Below are 15636 nucleotides of genomic sequence, written 5' to 3' on the forward strand. Positions count from 1 at the left end.
CATCCGGAATACGTGAGATCCGGATGTATTCCTAAGAACGCGGTGACCGAGGTGCGCGCGTCGTGCGCAGACGCAGCCTTGCTGCCTGCCGACGACAGCGAGCCGCGCAGGGCCAAGCCTTGCCGCTCGTCGCGAAACGTACGAGCCGCGTGACCTGGGCTTGACCTCCAAGGAGAGTCCATGAAACGATCGGTCTTGCACACCATGGTGGTGCTCGTGTTTGCTCTGTGCTCGATTGGGGCAAAGAAATGCACCCCGACAAACGGGGAGCCGCTTCCATCTTCGAGTAAGCCCTTCTGTTACACCGACCCGCCGGTCGGTTGCGCCGCATACTGCCAGAACGTCGATTTGATCGCGTTCACGCCCGCGTGCAGCCACATATCGGCCGGAGACAGGGAGCTCTTGTTCGAGCTCACCGTGATGAATCGCGCCACGGAAGAGCAGCTGAATGGAAACCAGGTTTGTCCCAAGGCCGATCTGTCGTTCTTTCTGACGCCCTGCCATCTTGAGATTTTTCCTCAGGAGTGGCCGAATCAAGATCACGACTATTGCCAGCCCGTGCCGCCAGGGTGTCCGCTGTAGCGGCGAGGCGTTGTATGACCATGCGCAGCTCTATCCTGGTCGCACTCCTCGCCGGCATCGCCGGCGTCTTCATCGGACGCGCCATGCCGCGCGGTACATCGGTCGCCGAGGCGCATGACAGCGCATCGCCCTCGTCGTCCACCGAGGCGTCGTCGCCCGCGGCCGCGGCGCCCACGCGAGAAGGCTGCAGGGCCGAACGGACCGAGCTGGCCTCGACCAAGGCGCAGCTGGCCATCTGCATGGCCTTCGTCGCGCCCGTCCGCAAGACCGAGCCGTCCAGCGTCCCCGAGCGATCGGAGCGAGACACTCCGGAGCTCGATCCTGTCGATCCCCAACGCGCGCCGACCGCAGCGGAGATCCGGCGAAATCGCGAGCTCCTGGACAGCTATACCGAGGCTGTGATCGTCCAGCTCCCGGACGGGACGACCGGTGTTTACAAGCCAGAAGAATGGCCCACCGACGGTGATGGAGTCATTGTCGCACGCAAGCTGCCGAGCGGGCAAATCGGATGGTATGCCGGACCAGAGGCCGGACCGCGCTCGGACCCTGCCGCGTTCCGGCGGCTCGAGCTTCCCGAGGTGGCGCCCCCCACCATCGTGCGCGGAGCGGACGGGACGCTCACGGTGAACGGGAAGCCTGGAGGACCCGCCTTGCAGCGCATGTTCCCCGGAACGCCCAGACCGGCAGCGCAGTAGGCTCACCAACACGGACCACCCGGCCGTTGGGCAGCGCGATCTCTATCGGTTCCGTTGCCGCCGGCGGTGTATCGGCCACCACGTGCACCGGCAGAAGGCGCGGCGCCGCTGGCGAGGGCAGCGAGGCCGCCTGCTCAGGGCGCGGCGACAGGTCGCGACGGCAAGGAAGCTGCCGCCCAGGCGCCGTCATGCAGCCCAGGGGGCGCGGCCGTCCGTGCCCTCTCACGGCGACGTCAACAGGACGCCGGTGCCAGCAGGTTGACACGCGTCGCCGTCGCTGAGCGCGCAGGCCACCGCCAGGTGCCAGGCTCCGCGCTCGCGGGCGGCGTGGCCGCCCGAGCGACGTCATGCGGCGCCCCGCGCGCGGCCGTCACAGCGCGCGGCCACCGCTGCCTGAGCACGGCGCCGCGCTGGATCGAGCGTCCAGCCGACATCGCGCGGCGCGGGGCCTGTGGCCGGTCGCGCGCTCCTGCGGCGGCGCGACAGGCCGCTGGCGCCAGGACGTCGACACGGGCTGGAGCCGCGCAGGGAGCTTCCCGCTGGCGCACGCTCTGGACGGTGCGACCCCTGGTCAGCGTGATGGCTCATCTAGATTCCGTTTGACGCCGATCCCGTGATCAGAAGAATGGCCTGCGTCGGCAGGTTGTTCGCACGTCGCGGAAGAGGAAGGGGACGATGAAGACGACAGGCCGGCACATCCGAACGGCGACAGTGCTCGCGCTCGTCCTCGGTGTCGTTCCGATGCAGGCAGACGCATCCGAGCTGAACGCCGGAATCAACTTCGGGTGGCTCCAGGCTGGCACCGCGACGCGCCTCGCGAAATGAAGATGATAACTCGCTCCGAGCTGCTCGACGTCGTCTATCACTTCTACCCGCGGGGCGTACGTTGCACCCATCGCAGCAACGTACCTCCTGATGAGGCCTTCTACGACGACACGGAGGAGCACCGCCGCCTGGTGGAAGCCGCAAGCCGAGGGCGAGCGGAGTATCCAACGTGGAAAGCGATGATCCGCCGCCTGGGGGATCGATACGGCCTTCAGAACGAGTCGCTCCACCTGTTGGCGGGAGGACGCGACCCGGCGTACTCGGCCCGCATCTGGCTCACTGACGAAACGGCGCTCAGCTTCCACGTGTCCCTGCTCGGGCCATACTACGGGATCCACCTCCCCGGCATCCCCGAGCAGGAGCCGGTGGCGCGCGAGGTCGCTCGGGAGATCGAGGCCACCTACCCCGGTTACCGACCGATCCCGGCGGAGCTCGGGAACGAGGTGGTGCCGGATGTGGCGATGGACGCGGTGTTGATGGGCAAGGCGACGATCTACATCTGCCTCTTCTCGGTCGTGTGGACCTGGGTGGATCCGGCGTAGACCTTCCGTGGCGCCCGCCGTCCACGTGGACGAGCTCGGGCGCGACAGGGTGGAGACTGCGTCCAAGTCCAAGGATCGGGGCCCGGTACCAAGGTGGCGAATCCATGCTGATAAATCGCTCCGAGCTGCTCGATGTCGTCTATCGCTTCTACCCACGGGGCGTGCATAAGACCGATCGCATCCAGGTGCCTCCCAATGAGCCCGTCTACGACGACACGGAGGAGCACCGCCGCCTGGTGGAAGCCGGAAGCCGTGGGCGAGCGGAGTACCCGACGTGGAAAGCGATGACCCGCCGCCTGAGAAGTCGATTCCGCCTTCAAGACGAGTCGCTCCACCTGTTGGCGGGGGGGGGCGACCCGGCGTACTCGGCCCGCATCTATCGCCCCAAGGACCTGGAGCCCGTTCCCTCGCTCAGCAGCAGGGCTTCGCTCAGTTTCCACGTGAGCCTCCTCGCGCCCTATTACGGGATCCACGATAGGGGCGGGCCCGACGAGATACCGGCGGCGGTCGCAGCCGAGATCGAGGCCACGTACCCCGGCTACCGACGGATCCCGCCGGAGCTCGGGAACGAGGTGGTGCCGGATGTGGACATGGACGGGGTGTCGATGGGCAAGGCGACGATCTACATGTGCCTCTTCTCGGTCGTGTGGACCTGGGTGGATCCGGCGTAGACCTTCCCTGGTGCCCGCCGTCCACGAGGACGAGCTCGGCCGCGACAGGGGAGAGACTGCGTCCAAGTCCAAGGATCGGGGCTCGGTGGCCGCCGGGCCCGTCGTCGCCGCCACGCCCGTCCGCACCGGCCTCGCGTCGGGATCCTGTGCCAGACCGGGCCACCCCTCTCGCCCGCTGTCAGGGCTCCGCCGCGCGCCCTCTGCGGCGCCTCGCCCGCGCCGCGCGCGCCGTCTCGGAACCGCCATCACCCGCCCTCGATCCCCCGCCGCGGCACGCCGGATGCTCAACGGGCCTGTATGCTGCGAACCATGCGAACCATGCGAACCCTTCGAACCTTCGCTCCCTTCTTCCTCCTGTCTCTTGCCGCCACCCTCGGCTGCAAGACGTCCACCACCGACCCCGGCGACGACCCGACCCCCGGCCCCGGAGCCGAGGCGTGCGCCGACGTCGCCGCGCCCGTATGTGTGGTCGCCTCGGACAAACAGCGCATCTCGTCCCCGGACGTGCCTGCCGAGGACACGGCCGCGCTCGTCTCGGGCAACACCGCGTTCGCGCTCGACGTCTACCAGCACATCCGCGAGAAGCCGGGCAACGTCTTCTACTCGCCCTACAGCATCTCGACGGCGCTCGCGATGACGTGGGCCGGCGCGAAGGGCGAGACCGAGACGGCCATGGCCGGCACGATGCACTTCGACCTCGGGCAGGACAAGCTCCACCCGGCGTTCAACTGGCTCGACCACGAGCTCGACAGCCGCGGGCAGGGCGCCGACGGCGCCGACGGAGGGGGCTTCCGCCTCAACGTCGTGAACGCGCTCTGGGGGCAGCACGGCTACGCGTTCGAGGCCCCCTTCCTCGACACGCTCGGCCTTCACTACGGCGCCGGCATGAACGTCGTCGACTTCGTGGGCGCCCCGCAGGACGCGGCCGATCTCATCAACGGCTGGGTCAGCGACAAGACCGAGGGCAAGATCGAGGAGCTCGTGCCCGTCGAGGCGATCACCCCCGAGACGGTGCTCATCCTCACGAACGCCATCTACTTCAACGCCGCGTGGCGCATCCCGTTCGAGACCTCCGCGACGGAGGACGGCCAGTTCGTGACGGCCGACGACACCGAGGTGACCGTGCCCCTCATGCACGCCAGCCTGGAGATGCTGTACGCCGAGGGCGACGGCTACAAGGCGGTCGCGATGCCCTACGACGGGAGCGAGCTGTCGATGGTGATCGTCCTGCCGGAGGCGGGCACGCTCGACGCGTTCGAGGCGTCGCTCGACGCGGCGAAGGTCGACGGCATCGTCGACGCGATGAGCGAGCACCTCGTCGACACGACGATGCCAAAGTTCAAGTTCGAGTACACGCTGGGCCTCAAGGACACGCTGAAGGCGATGGGGATGGAGGTCGCGTTCAAGTCCGGCGAGGCGGATTTCACCGGGATCAACGCCGGTGGAAAGCCCTTCATCCAGGACGTCCTCCACAAGGCGTTCGTCGGCGTGAACGAGGCCGGCACCGAGGCGGCGGCCGCGACGGCGGTCATCGTCGGCGACGAGTCGGCGCCCCAGCCGGCGTCGCTCGAGCTGGTGAATCCGTTCCTGTTCTTCATCCGCGACAACGCGACAGGCAGCATCCTGTTCGTCGGCCGCGTCGCCGATCCCAGCGCGAGCTGATCACCGCGCCCCGCCCGGCGACGGGGGCGCACGCGCCGCGATGCTCGACGCGGGCAGGTTCGCGCCCGCGCCGTCGCTGCGGATGGAGGCCACGAGGGGGCACGAGGCGCCCGCGGGCTACCCGCGGGCGCCCTCGGGGCAGCCGCGGGGCTCAGGAGCCGTTGGTGGTGAGGAGCTCCCTCGCGTCGCCGACGACGGCAGCCCGGCGTACCCAGCGGTCCAGCTCGGCGAGGTCCGTGCTTGCGAGGACGCGCTCCCGCACCTCGGCGGGAACCTCCAGCCCGCGGGCCTCAAGGACAGCGAGCACGTCGTGCGCCTTGGCCTTGATCTCTCCCTTGGCCACGTAGCTGCGCGCGAATTCGCTCTGAAACTCGTAACCAGCCTTCATCATCGCCTCCAACGTCCGCCTCGCCGCTGCGTTCAGCGAGGATAGCACCAGGTCCCAGTACATGGTGCGGCGCTCCTCATCGAGCCCGGCGACCGCCGCCAGGAACGCCGCGCCGATCGCCTCGGCCGCCTCGCCCTGCCCGTGCGCCATCGCCGAGAGCACGGCCACCTCGGGCGCCGCCTTCGCCTGCTCGGCGTCGGAGACGACCGGGACGCCCTCGGGCCCGAGCACCAGCGGGGTCAGGATCCAGCCGGGGTGGCCCGCCTCGATCGGCCGCGCGCACCACCGCGCGATCGCGGGGTCGATCGCCACGACCAGCAGCCACGTCGGGCAGCGGTGCCGGGCCCGCGTCTGGCTGACGTACACCGGCCAGGAATACGGCTTTTCCGGGTCCACGCCGAGCTGGACCTCGACGACGATGGCCATCGCGGGGCGCTGCTGCTCGCCGACGAGCAGCACGACGATGACGTCGGCGCGCCGGTCCGAGGGCAGGACCTCGGTGAGGTCGGAGGACACGATACGCGCCTCCGTGAAGGCCGGCACCGGCTGGCCGAGCGCGTCGTGCAGCATCTCGGCGGCCAGCGTCGGCCGGTTCTTGAACAGCTCCACCAGGGCTTCATGGGTGACAGAGGGCATCGGGGGGTCTCATGGGGGGTGACAGGCATCCTGGAATCTCGCGCGACATGCCCGGCGCGTGCGGCGAAGACCGCACCTGCCAAAGCAGCCGCCTCCCGTCCCATGAGTTCCGGTCAGCTCCCCGGATTGGTCACGACAAGTGACCCGTCACGCCCCGACGTGTGGCCAGGCAGGCTCGGTGAAGCGGTTCGAGCTCGGTGAAGCGGTTCGAGCCGCTTGTCGCTGCGTGGCTTCATCGAGGCGCGCAGCGACGCCTACGCCAGGCAGCAGAACGTCGACGGCGCGGTCGGCACCACGTCGCCGATCGGCTCACCGCCGCTCGGGGCGCAGCCGCCGGGATCCACGGCGACGATCTCCGCGGACTTGCTGCCGAGGCCGACGCCGGGCGGCGTGACCCCGCAGAACGGCGTCGTCGAGCTCACGACGGCCGACACGAGGAGGTCCGTACACGCGCCGTCGCTGTACACCGAGGCCAGGATCGTACACGACGCGCCCTCCGGTTCCCCGCAGGCGCACTCGGAGCATCCGCGCGTGTCGTCGGCGCCGCCGTGGAAGACGTGCCGGTCGAGATAGGGCTCCTCGCACGTGACGTCGCCCTCGTGGAAGATGCATGTCAGGAAGCCGCCGGGCGGCGGCGCCGCGGGCTGCTCCGGCGACGGCATGCAGGTGCTCCGGTCGCCCGGGCACTCGGTGTAGGCGCCGGGGACGCACGCGAGCGCTCGGGTCTGCCACGGATCGAGGCGCGCCGGCGGCGGCGGCTCGTCGACCCTCGGCGTGCACGCGGCGGTCACGAGCGCGGCGGGCGCGTCGATCGACAGCGACTGCACGCACGGCTGACCGCCGCAGTCCTGCCCGGCCGGGATGGCGTTCGCGGCGGTGCAGGCGCCGTCCCAGCCCTCGGGCGCCGCAAAGGCGGTCTCGACGGTGCCGGGGCCCGTGGCGGCACACGTCGCCGCGTGCGCCGACCACCCCAGCGGGAGCTGGCACGAGGCCGACGTCGCGTCGGGCGGATCGCACAGGCAGGCCGCGCAGGCGAGCGGCGCGGGTGCGAGGTCGGCGAACCCCTCGTAGCCGACGTTCGGCGCGGCGGCGGGGCAGTCCGGCGCCTGGTCCGGCGGGCCGTACCAGAGCAGCGCCGGGCCGAACCATCCGAGCGGCGCCGGCGGGACGCAGCCGCCGGCGCACGCCGTCTCGTCGCCCCCGCCGGCCCCGCCGCTCCCGTCGCTCCCGCCGCCGCCGTTCCCGCTGCTCTCGCCGTTCCCGCCCCCGCCGCCGCCGCCACCCTCGCCGCCGGCGCCGCCGCCGCCCTCCTCGGGCCACGGGCAGCCCGGGTAGCCGTACTCCTGCGGCTGACAGGGACCGTAGACGGTCGGATCTCCGGCACAGGCAGGCAACAAGAGGATTCCAGCGAGCAGGAAGGGGACGATTCGCATGCCGGGCACGGTACTCAAGGAGCGCTCGCGCTGACAACAGGCGATCTGCGCAAAAACGCCGTCTCCCCGGGCATTACGGAGAGGTATGAGGATTCGTTTCGAAAAATGAAATCGTGTTGGTCTTCTGGCGTGGACGGCGCGTCGTGGACGAGGGGCTCAGTACGTCGCCGTGATCCCGAGTCCGAGCGACGCGCCGAACGGGGGGGATGACCAGGTGATCGATCCGGCGGTCTCGCGCCGCGCGCTCTGGCGCCGGAGCACCGCGTCCGCCACGGTCGTGGTGGCCTCGGCGTAGGCGTGCGCGCTCCACCGGTCCGAGAGGGGCCAGTCGCTGCCGAGCCGCGCGCCGGCGCTGAACAGCGCGTCGGCGCGCAACACCATGTCCCACGGAGGCCGGGGGACGAACCGGACGAAGCCGGCGCTGGCGACCCCGCAGCCGAACAGGTGATGGCCGCGAAGGCAGCCGACGGCCGACGCGGTGAAGGCGCTCGCCCCGATGGCGATCGCGTTCACCTCCTGCGCGAGGGACACGAGCCCCCGCCCCTCGAGCGCGACCGACCATCCGGCCCTGCGCACGCCGAGCGACAGCGCCGTCCCGGCCGCGGCCCCGGGCGTGATCCCGAGGCCCAGGGTCGCCCCGATCCCCGCTTCGAGCCGCGTCCGCTCCGCGGGCGCCGGCGTCCCATCCGGCCGCGATCTCGCCTGCGGCGGTTCGGCCACGCGGGGTGGCTCGGGCGCGCCGCGCCGCGCCTGCGGGGGCCGGGGCGACGGCCCGACGGGCGGGAGCTCGGGCGGCGGTGAGCGCTCGGGCTGCGGGGGAGCCGGCGCCTGCGCGCCGAGCTGTTGCGCCACGATCGCGAGGGCCACGCCGGAGAGCAGCGCGTCGCAGCGGCCGCGGGTGCCGAAGCCCTCCGCCCACAGGGTCTCTCCCGCGCGGTCGCGCAGCGTCAGCGAGGCCGTGAGCTCCGGTCCCTCGCGGGCGACGCGGACGGTGAGCACCTGCGGGGCGTCGTCGTGGAACGGGTCGGCGCCGAGCCGGCGCGCCACCTCGGCGCGCACGAACGTCGCGTCGGGGCAGCCCTCGGTGCCGGGGCCTCGGACGACCTCGAGCCGCACCGCCGGCCGGGGAGGCGCCGGCGCGGCGTGCGCGTCGGCGGCGGAGAGCAGGCCCATGGCCGCGGCCACGACGGCCGCCGTCACTGCCGCGGACGCCGGTCGCCCTGCGTCAGGCGCGGGTCGTCCTGCGGCGGGCGCCGGTCGCGCTACGTCTGGAGCCGGTCGCCCCGCGTCGGGCGTCGGTCGCCCCGCGTCGGGCGCCGGTCGCCCAGGGCCCCGCAGCGGTCCCGGGGCGCTGCGGGTCGGGCGCTGGCCCGACGCGTGTCCGATCCTGGGCCTGCTCATCGCGACGGCTCCGTTCCTGCCGGGCTCTGCGCGGCCTGGGCGAGGCGCGTCCGGGTGACGGTGCGCAACTGCTCCCGTACGGACTTCATCCTGCCGGCGGGGAACCGCGCCTCGTGCGCGGCGAGCTGCCGGAGCGCCCCGGCGGGATCGCCGGCGGCGAGCGTCTCGTGCGCCGCGGCGAGCAGCCGGCGTTCCTCCTCGAACGTCTCCTCCGCTCCCTCCCGTGCGACGGCCGACGGCGCTGTCCGCGGCGTGGTGGCGCAGGGGCGAGGCAGCGCCTCGGCCGCGGTCGGCGCGGGCCGCGGCTCCGCCGGGTGGGGCGGCTCCGCCGCCGCATGGGGCGGGATCGCTGCGGCAAGGGCGCTGCGCGCGGGCGGCGTCTCAGGCAGGAGCGCCCCGAAGCGGCGAGCCCAGGGGACCGGCTGCGGGGCGAGGGCGAGCAGCACGGCGACCGTCCCGGCGCCGCCCGCCGCGGCCGACCCGAGCGATAGGCCGACAAGGGCGAGCCTCCGCCGCAGGGCCGAGGTCGCGGGCGAGGGCGGAGGAGGCCCCGGGGGCGCGGGGGCCCCGGGGGGCGCAGGCGGGGGCGCAGGCGGCCCCGGCGGGGCGGCTCCGCCGGGGGGCGCTGGCGAGGGCGGGGAGGGGACGGGCGGCGCGGCGGTGCCCGCGCCGTCGGCGAGCGCCAGGAAGCTCGAGGCCAGCGGGAGCGGGAGCCAGCAGGCGCGCAGCGCCTGTCGCTGCTCCGGGCGCAGCCGCTGGACGGCGGCGCGGTAGTCCTCGCGGGCGAGGCGCAGCCGGCTGCAGGCGGTGTTGTAGTTGATGGCGAGCGCACGCGCGATCTCGACGATCGGCACCTCGTAGGCCTCGTGCAGGGCGAGGACGATCCGCCGCTCCGGGGCGATCGTGCCGAGCACCTCGATCGCGATCGCGAGCCGCTCTCGCTCCGCGATGCGCTGCTCGCTGCTCGGCACGGGATCGACGGGCTGGCCGTATGGCGCGGGGTGCAAGCCGTTCGGGACCTCGCGGCGGCGGTAGGCGCGGTCGAGGTAGTGGCTGACCTTCCGCCAGGCGATCCCGAACACCCACCGGGCCTCCGCGTTGCCGCCCTTCGTGGGCCGTCCCTCCTGCTGCGGCAGCGAGGCGTAAGCGGCCTCGATCGGCGGCAGCGAGGCGGCCTCGATCGGCGGCGGCGAAGCGGCCTCGATCGGCGGCGGCGCAGCGGCCTCGAGCGGCGGCGGCGAGGCCGCCTCGAGCGGCGGCGGCGAGTCGGGGTACGCGGGATCGAACCGATCCAGGCTCTCGTACGCCGCGATCAGGACCTCCTGGCACAGGTCGTCGATGTCGGTCTCGTCGACCCCCAGCAACCGAAGCGTACGGGGGAGAATGCGCAGGGCGGCGGCGTGAACGGCGTCCCAGGTGGGATCGCGGGGGGTGTCTTCAGGGGCAGCGAAGCGTTGACTCATATCCAGATTTGCGGAGAGCTCTCCGGATCCGTGTCGAAAACGCACCGCCCGGTGCCCGGGGCGAACGCGCTCCGGTCACCGCCTGCCAGTCCGCTTGTGCCTGCCCGGTCGATCGGGTAAGCGGGCACATGCGCTTCGGGCTCCGCGGCGGCGATGCTCCCAGGCTGCGGGAGGCCGCTGCCCGGTGGTATCGCCCAGCGTCGCTCGCGATCGGGCTGCACATCCTGATTCCGCTCCTCGCGCAGGTCGCTCTCCCCCTCCGCGCGGCGCGGACGGACGCGCCGGGTCACCTGCCTGGGGACGAGCTGCCGATCGATCTCCTCCTCGCCGAGCCGGCGTCGCCGCGCGTCGCCGCCGCCACGGCGCCGGCCGCCCCTCCCGGGGCGCCTTCGCTCGCCCTGTCGAGGCCGGATCGCCGCCGGCCGGAGGGCGGAGGCCCGCGGCCTGTCGAGCCGACGACGCCATCACCGGACGACGCCGCCGCGCCTCCCGCGCAGGCCGACGCCAGCAGCCCCGCCGGGCCCGACGAGTACGGCGGACCGCCGGGGGCGCCGAGGCCAGCGGCGGCGCCCGGCCTCGGCGGCGCCCCCGTGTGGTCCATCCCCGGCGTGATCGGCCCGTCGGCCGCTGCGGCCGCCCCGAGCGCGCTCGGGCCGAGGAGCGAATCGGCCCCGGCGCGCCCGCCCGAGGCGGCGCCGCCGCCGTTTGCCGCCGCCCTCGCGCGCGACGTCCTCGACGTCGTGCGCCGGACGGACACGCCTGTCGACGGCTCGGTGACGTTCGAGGTGCGATTGGATGCCAGCGGCGGCCTCCTCGGCGTCCAGCTCAAAGGCAGCTCGGACGATGTCGCCTGGCGCCGGGCGGCGCGCGCCCTCAAGGAGCGCCTTGCGGGGAGGTCGTTCCCGCTGCCTGCATCCCTGTCCAGGGGGGCGACCGTCACCATCGATGTGACCTCGACCTTCGTTCACCCCTCGGGGAGCAAGGAGGTCGCGGAGCTCGAGAAGGTGGCGCCGTTCGTGGCAACCACCGAGAGGAAGCCGCAGGACGGGACGAGCAACGCCGGCGACCTCTTCAGCAACGCTGCCGCGGTGGGGATCGGCGCCACCTTGATCTTCGAGAGCGATGCCGCGAATCTCGCCACGAGCAAGAGGCGGCGGCTCACATCGCGCGTTCGCCTGATCCCCGGCGTGTGACGGCAGGGCTCGGCCCGGACGTCGAGCCCGCCGCTCTCGTGGGCTCGCTGCGGCAGTGCTAGGGTGCCCGCGTGCCGACGATCTTCACCAAGGGCGACCTCCTCAACACCCCGGATCTGCACGCGTACGCGCACGGCGTGAGCTGCGTGGGCCAGATGGACACGGGCATCTCCGTGGCGTTCAAGAAGCGCTGGCCGGGCCTGCTCCCGGCGTTCGAGCAGCGGAGCGCCGAGCGGAAGCTCCAGCTCGGGGAGGCCTTCGTCTGGAGCGAGGGCGACGACACGGTGTACAGCCTCGCGATCCAGGAGAACGCGACGAAGAGGCCCTCGCTCGCCGCGCTCGAGCGCTCGCTCGCCGCGATGGTGACGCACGCCGCCGGGGCGGGGATCGCGCGGATCGGCGTGCCGCGCGTCGGCGCCGGCAAGACCGGCCTCGAATGGCTGCGCGTCAAGAGCGTCCTCGTGAAGGTCGCCAACGACAAGCCGGTCACGCTCGTCGTCTACGAGCAGTTCGTGCGCGCCCCGGGCGCCTGACGCCAGCGCTGGAGCGCCCCCCGCCGCTCACCGCTTCGCGGAGGTCTTCACGAAATCGATGAAGGCGCGCAGCGGCGCGGGGACGAGCCGGCTCCCCGGATAATAGAGGAACGGCCCCGAGAGGGCGGGCGCCGCGGCGGTCGCGTAGCGCTGGACGCGCGGGCCGATGGGGACGGCGATCATGTCCGTCGACCGCGGTCCTGGCCCGGATAACTCGGCAGCATTCGCCGCGGCGGGGATCAACGGACGATGACGCGCACCGGAGAGCCGGGCAGACCCTGCAGCCCCACCCGCACTGGCTTCCTGGACACGAGCTCGAAGCTGTGGCGCCGCAGCAGCGTGCCCAGGATCAGCTTCATCTCGTACTGCGCGAAGGCGGCCCCGATGCAGCGCCGATTCCCGCCGCCGAACGGCAGGAACTCGAAGGGGGAATAGCTCCGCTCCAGGAATCGCTCGGGGCGAAACACCTCCGGCTCCGGAAATACAGCGGGATCGTGGTGGGCCCAGATGATCTGCGCGAACACGCCTGATCCGGCCGGCAAGTCGTAGCCTGCGATCCGCATCGGCGCATTCAGCTTGCGTCCCACCCCCGGGCTGGGCGGGCGCAGGCGCAGCGTCTCGTTGCACACCGCTTCCAGGTACGGCGCCTTGGCCAGCGCCTCGGGCTCCGGATCCGGGCCCAGCGCCGTCAGCTCGTCCTGCAGCCGGCGCAGCGCGGCGGGCGCGTGTCCGAGAAAATAGAGCGCCCAGGCGAGCGCGCCCGCGGTCGTGCTGTACCCCGCGAAGAGCAGCGTGTGAAGCTGATCGAAGATCTGCTGGTCGTCGAGCGCCGTCCCGTCTTCCTGGCGGGCTTCCAGGAGGAGGCTCAGGATATCGGTGCGCTCGGCGGGCTCGGCGCGGCGGCGGGCGAGCTCCGGATCGAGGAAGCTGCGCAGCTCCCGGGTCGCGCGCTGCCTGCGCGCCCACGGGCCGACGCCCCCGAACTCCCGGCGCAGCCCGGGAATCAGGAGGGTGAGGGTCAGGCCCAGGGTGAAGCTCTTGCGCAGCTCCTCGAGCAGCTCCTCGAGGCGCGCCGCTTCCGCCGGTGCAGTGACCCCGAACACGATGTGGATGATCGTCTGCAGCGAGAGCTTGTGCATGAGGTCCTGCGCCACGAGCTGCTGGCCCGGCTTGAGGTCCCGGGACTGCTGCAGGGCCAGATCGCACATCTGCTTCCCGTACAGGCGCATGCGCTGCCCGTGAAACGGCGGCATGAGCAGCTTGCGCATGGCCGTGTGCCGCGCGCCCGAGAGCACGAACAGCGACGACTCTCCGAACAACGCGTTGAAGTTGTCGGACAGCATCTGGTCGAGGTTCTCCGGCGGCACCGCGAAGACGGAACGCAGGCCCTCCACGCTGCCGGTGGCCAGCACCGGTTTGCCGTCCATCTTCGGGCACGACATCGGATCGCCGTAGCGCTTCCGCAGGCGCAGCGTGAAGCCGATCGGGTCCACCATTCCCTGCAGGTTCACGAGGATGTTGCTGGTGGGGCCTCTGGGCAACGTGGTCATGGGTCGCCTTCCTTCGATGGTACTGCGTCCGCTGTTCGACGCAGGTGACATGCTGGAGCAACAAACGGGTTGAACCCGCCTGAAACGAGCAGAACTTCGAACCGCCAAGACGCCAAGGACGCCAAGACATTGTCTTCTCCTTGGCGTCCTTGGCGTCTTGGCGGTTCATTTCTCGCTCGCTCAACGTGATCGTGGTTCTACCACGCCCGCCTGCAGCGCCGCGTAGGGACTAAGCCCAGCCCCACGTGGTGAGCGCTTCACGAAGGCCGCGCGCGTCGTCGCCCGCCCACGCCACGTATCCGTCGGGGCGCACCAGCACCGCAGAGGGCGCCGGGACCTCGCCGAGCGCCGGCAGCTCCCAGCGCCCCGTGGAACGAGCGTCGACGCGCCGGACGCGATCCGTCCCGAGCGCGAAGTCTCCGCGCGCGAGCGTGAAGAGCAGCGGGCGGGCCTCGTGAAGGAACGTGAACACGCGCCGCGGGCCGTGCTCGGTGTCCAGATCGAGATCGGGCATGCGGCGCCCGCACAGCGGGTGCTCTCCGCCGAGGTCGTAGTGTACGTCGAGCCCCGAGAGCATCGCGACGTAGTGCCTGCGGGTCTCGTCGCAGCGCATCAGCTCGCACGTCATCTCGCGCAGCGCCTCGCTGCGCGCGTCGCCGCGCTCGAGCGCGGTGAGCGCCATCGTGTTGCGCAGCACGCGCGCGCCCACCGGGTGTCGCTCGGCGTGGTAGCTGTCGAGCAGGCTCTCGGGCGCGTCGCCGTGCACCACCTGCGCGAGCTTCCAGCCCAGGTTCACGGCGTCCTGCACGCCGAGGTTGAGCCCCTGCCCGCCCATCGGCGTGTGTACGTGCGCCGCGTCGCCCGCGAGCAGCACGCGCGCTCGCCGGTACGCCGCGGCCTGCCGGGTCATGTCGGAGAAGCGAGAGAGGTAGCCGGCGCTGCGCAGGCCGAAGTCCGTGCCGCAGATCGCGGTCAGGGCCTCGCGAAGGTCGCTCAAGCTGGGCTCGCCGCGGCCTATCTGCGCTTCGCTCACCACGACGCGCGCGCCCTTCCCGTCCTCCAGCTTGCCGATCCCGGCGAAGCCCTTCTCGGTGCGGTGCATCCCCCACGCGGGCTCTTCCGCCAGGTCGACCTCCGCGATCAAGTAGCTGGTCGTCGCATCCCAGCCCGGGAAGTCGATGCCCGCGCGCTTCCTGACGGCGCTGCGGCCGCCGTCGCACCCGACGAGGTACTGCGCGCGCAGCGAGCGGCCGTCGGACAGGGCGACGTTCACGCCGTCGTCGTCCTGCGCGAGCCCGGTGACCTCGCGCCCGCGGTAGATCGGCACGCGCAGCTCGCCGACCCATTCGGCCAGCGTGCGCTCGACGCGCGCCTGCCAGAGCGCGAGGAAGTAGTTGTGGCGCGTCGGCGCGTCGCTCAGGTCGAGCGTCGTGCGCGCGAAGGGCGCGGCGCGGTGCGGCTGCCCTTGCGCAACGAAGCGCTCCACGATGCCACGCTGGTCGAGCACCTCGAGCGTGCGCATGTGCAGCCCGCCTGCGCGCAGGCCCATGAGGTCCTGGCTCTCGCGCTTCTCGACAACGGCGACGTCCACCCGCGCCAACGCCAGCTCGCCCGCCAACATCAGGCCCGTCGGCCCTCCGCCCGCGATCACCACGCGATGCTCCGTCATGACCATCCTCCTCGTCCGGGATGCGCGAACTGTGGCGCACGACGGGGGGCTTCCGGCAAGCCGGTATGTCTGGTATACAGTGGACCTGGCAGGCAGCGAGGGGCGCCTTCATCTCCGCCCGCGGCCGCCGTGCCCACGCGCCTCGTGCGGGCGCCATTTTTCGGCCGATGGCGCCGCGATCGCGCCCGTCCCCGGTCGAGGCGCGCTGGCCGTACGCGCGCGATCTCGCGCGCGCCGGGATCGGCGAGGCGCAGGCGCGCGCGAGCAGACGCACCTTGTGGGGCGAGCAGCAACAACGCCTCGGGCCGTTGCAGGTGCGATTGCAACTTTCGAAACCCACTGAACGCCCGGAGTCAGCCCTCCGAAAGGTCTTCCCCGGAGCGCGTTCATGAG

15 protein-coding genes are annotated in these 15636 nt (G+C 72.0%); 8 read left to right on the forward strand and 7 right to left on the reverse strand.

Annotation, left to right across the window (positions count from 1 at the left end):
- The first annotated feature begins 180 nt into the window (after positions 1-180).
- From WMF24_RS11355 to WMF24_RS11380, 6 genes are all read left to right on the forward strand, one after another.
- Complete coding sequence (locus WMF24_RS11355; protein ID WP_437736409.1) at positions 181-582, forward strand: hypothetical protein; 402 nt, start codon at positions 181-183, stop codon at positions 580-582.
- A 14-nt stretch (positions 583-596) separates the two neighbouring features.
- Positions 597-1277, forward strand: coding sequence for a hypothetical protein (locus WMF24_RS11360; protein ID WP_437736410.1), 681 nt, complete (start codon positions 597-599; stop codon positions 1275-1277).
- A gap of 675 nt (positions 1278-1952) precedes the next feature.
- Positions 1953-2102, forward strand: a complete 150-nt coding sequence (locus WMF24_RS11365) for a hypothetical protein (protein WP_437736411.1) — start codon at positions 1953-1955, stop codon at positions 2100-2102.
- A complete protein-coding gene (locus WMF24_RS11370; RefSeq protein ID WP_437736412.1) occupies positions 2099-2644 on the forward strand; it encodes a hypothetical protein in 546 nt (181 codons plus the stop codon). Before WMF24_RS11365 ends, WMF24_RS11370 begins: the two co-directional genes overlap by 4 nt.
- Positions 2645-2748: 104 nt before the next feature.
- Entirely contained in the window at positions 2749-3315 is a 567-nt protein-coding gene (locus WMF24_RS11375; protein ID WP_437736413.1) for a hypothetical protein, read from the forward strand.
- Positions 3316-3633: 318 nt separating this feature from the next.
- Entirely contained in the window at positions 3634-4977 is a 1344-nt protein-coding gene (locus WMF24_RS11380) for a serpin family protein (protein WP_437736414.1), read from the forward strand.
- 151 nt (positions 4978-5128) lie between these two features.
- Here the strand turns inward: WMF24_RS11380 and WMF24_RS11385 are convergent, their stop codons facing one another.
- From WMF24_RS11385 to WMF24_RS11400, 4 genes are all read right to left on the reverse strand, one after another.
- Entirely contained in the window at positions 5129-6001 is an 873-nt protein-coding gene (locus WMF24_RS11385; protein ID WP_437736415.1) for a hypothetical protein, read from the reverse strand.
- 254 nt (positions 6002-6255) lie between these two features.
- Positions 6256-7434 carry a hypothetical protein gene (locus WMF24_RS11390; protein WP_437736416.1) on the reverse strand — a complete coding sequence of 393 codons (1179 nt, stop codon included), beginning with the start codon at positions 7432-7434 and terminating at the stop codon, positions 6256-6258.
- 156 nt (positions 7435-7590) lie between these two features.
- Positions 7591-8634 carry a hypothetical protein gene (locus WMF24_RS11395; protein ID WP_437736417.1) on the reverse strand — a complete coding sequence of 348 codons (1044 nt, stop codon included), beginning with the start codon at positions 8632-8634 and terminating at the stop codon, positions 7591-7593.
- A gap of 197 nt (positions 8635-8831) precedes the next feature.
- On the reverse strand, positions 8832-10199 hold the full coding sequence (locus WMF24_RS11400) for an RNA polymerase sigma factor (RefSeq protein WP_437736418.1): 1368 nt from the start codon (positions 10197-10199) through the stop codon (positions 8832-8834).
- A 227-nt stretch (positions 10200-10426) separates the two neighbouring features.
- Between WMF24_RS11400 and WMF24_RS11405 the strand changes: the two genes are divergently transcribed.
- Together WMF24_RS11405 and WMF24_RS11410 are read left to right on the forward strand one after the other, a co-directional pair.
- Positions 10427-11491: a hypothetical protein gene (locus WMF24_RS11405; RefSeq protein ID WP_437736419.1), complete on the forward strand. Its 1065-nt coding sequence runs from the start codon at positions 10427-10429 to the stop codon at positions 11489-11491.
- 71 nt (positions 11492-11562) lie between these two features.
- A complete protein-coding gene (locus WMF24_RS11410; protein ID WP_437736420.1) occupies positions 11563-12024 on the forward strand; it encodes a macro domain-containing protein in 462 nt (153 codons plus the stop codon).
- 27 nt (positions 12025-12051) lie between these two features.
- On the opposite strand, the gene WMF24_RS11415 is transcribed toward WMF24_RS11410, so the two are convergent.
- From WMF24_RS11415 to WMF24_RS11425, 3 genes are all read right to left on the reverse strand, one after another.
- Positions 12052-12207 (reverse strand): hypothetical protein, encoded by a 156-nt coding sequence (locus WMF24_RS11415; protein ID WP_437736421.1) that lies wholly within the window; start codon positions 12205-12207, stop codon positions 12052-12054.
- 56 nt (positions 12208-12263) lie between these two features.
- Positions 12264-13574, reverse strand: a complete 1311-nt coding sequence (locus tag WMF24_RS11420) for a cytochrome P450 (protein ID WP_437736422.1) — start codon at positions 13572-13574, stop codon at positions 12264-12266.
- 229 nt (positions 13575-13803) lie between these two features.
- A complete protein-coding gene (locus WMF24_RS11425; protein WP_437736423.1) occupies positions 13804-15243 on the reverse strand; it encodes an FAD-dependent monooxygenase in 1440 nt (479 codons plus the stop codon).
- Between the last annotated feature and the right edge of the window lie 393 nt (positions 15244-15636).

It is taken from the genome of Sorangium sp. So ce1335 (assembly GCF_051521615.1).
Taxonomy (GTDB): Bacteria; Myxococcota_A; Polyangia; order Polyangiales; family Polyangiaceae; genus Sorangium.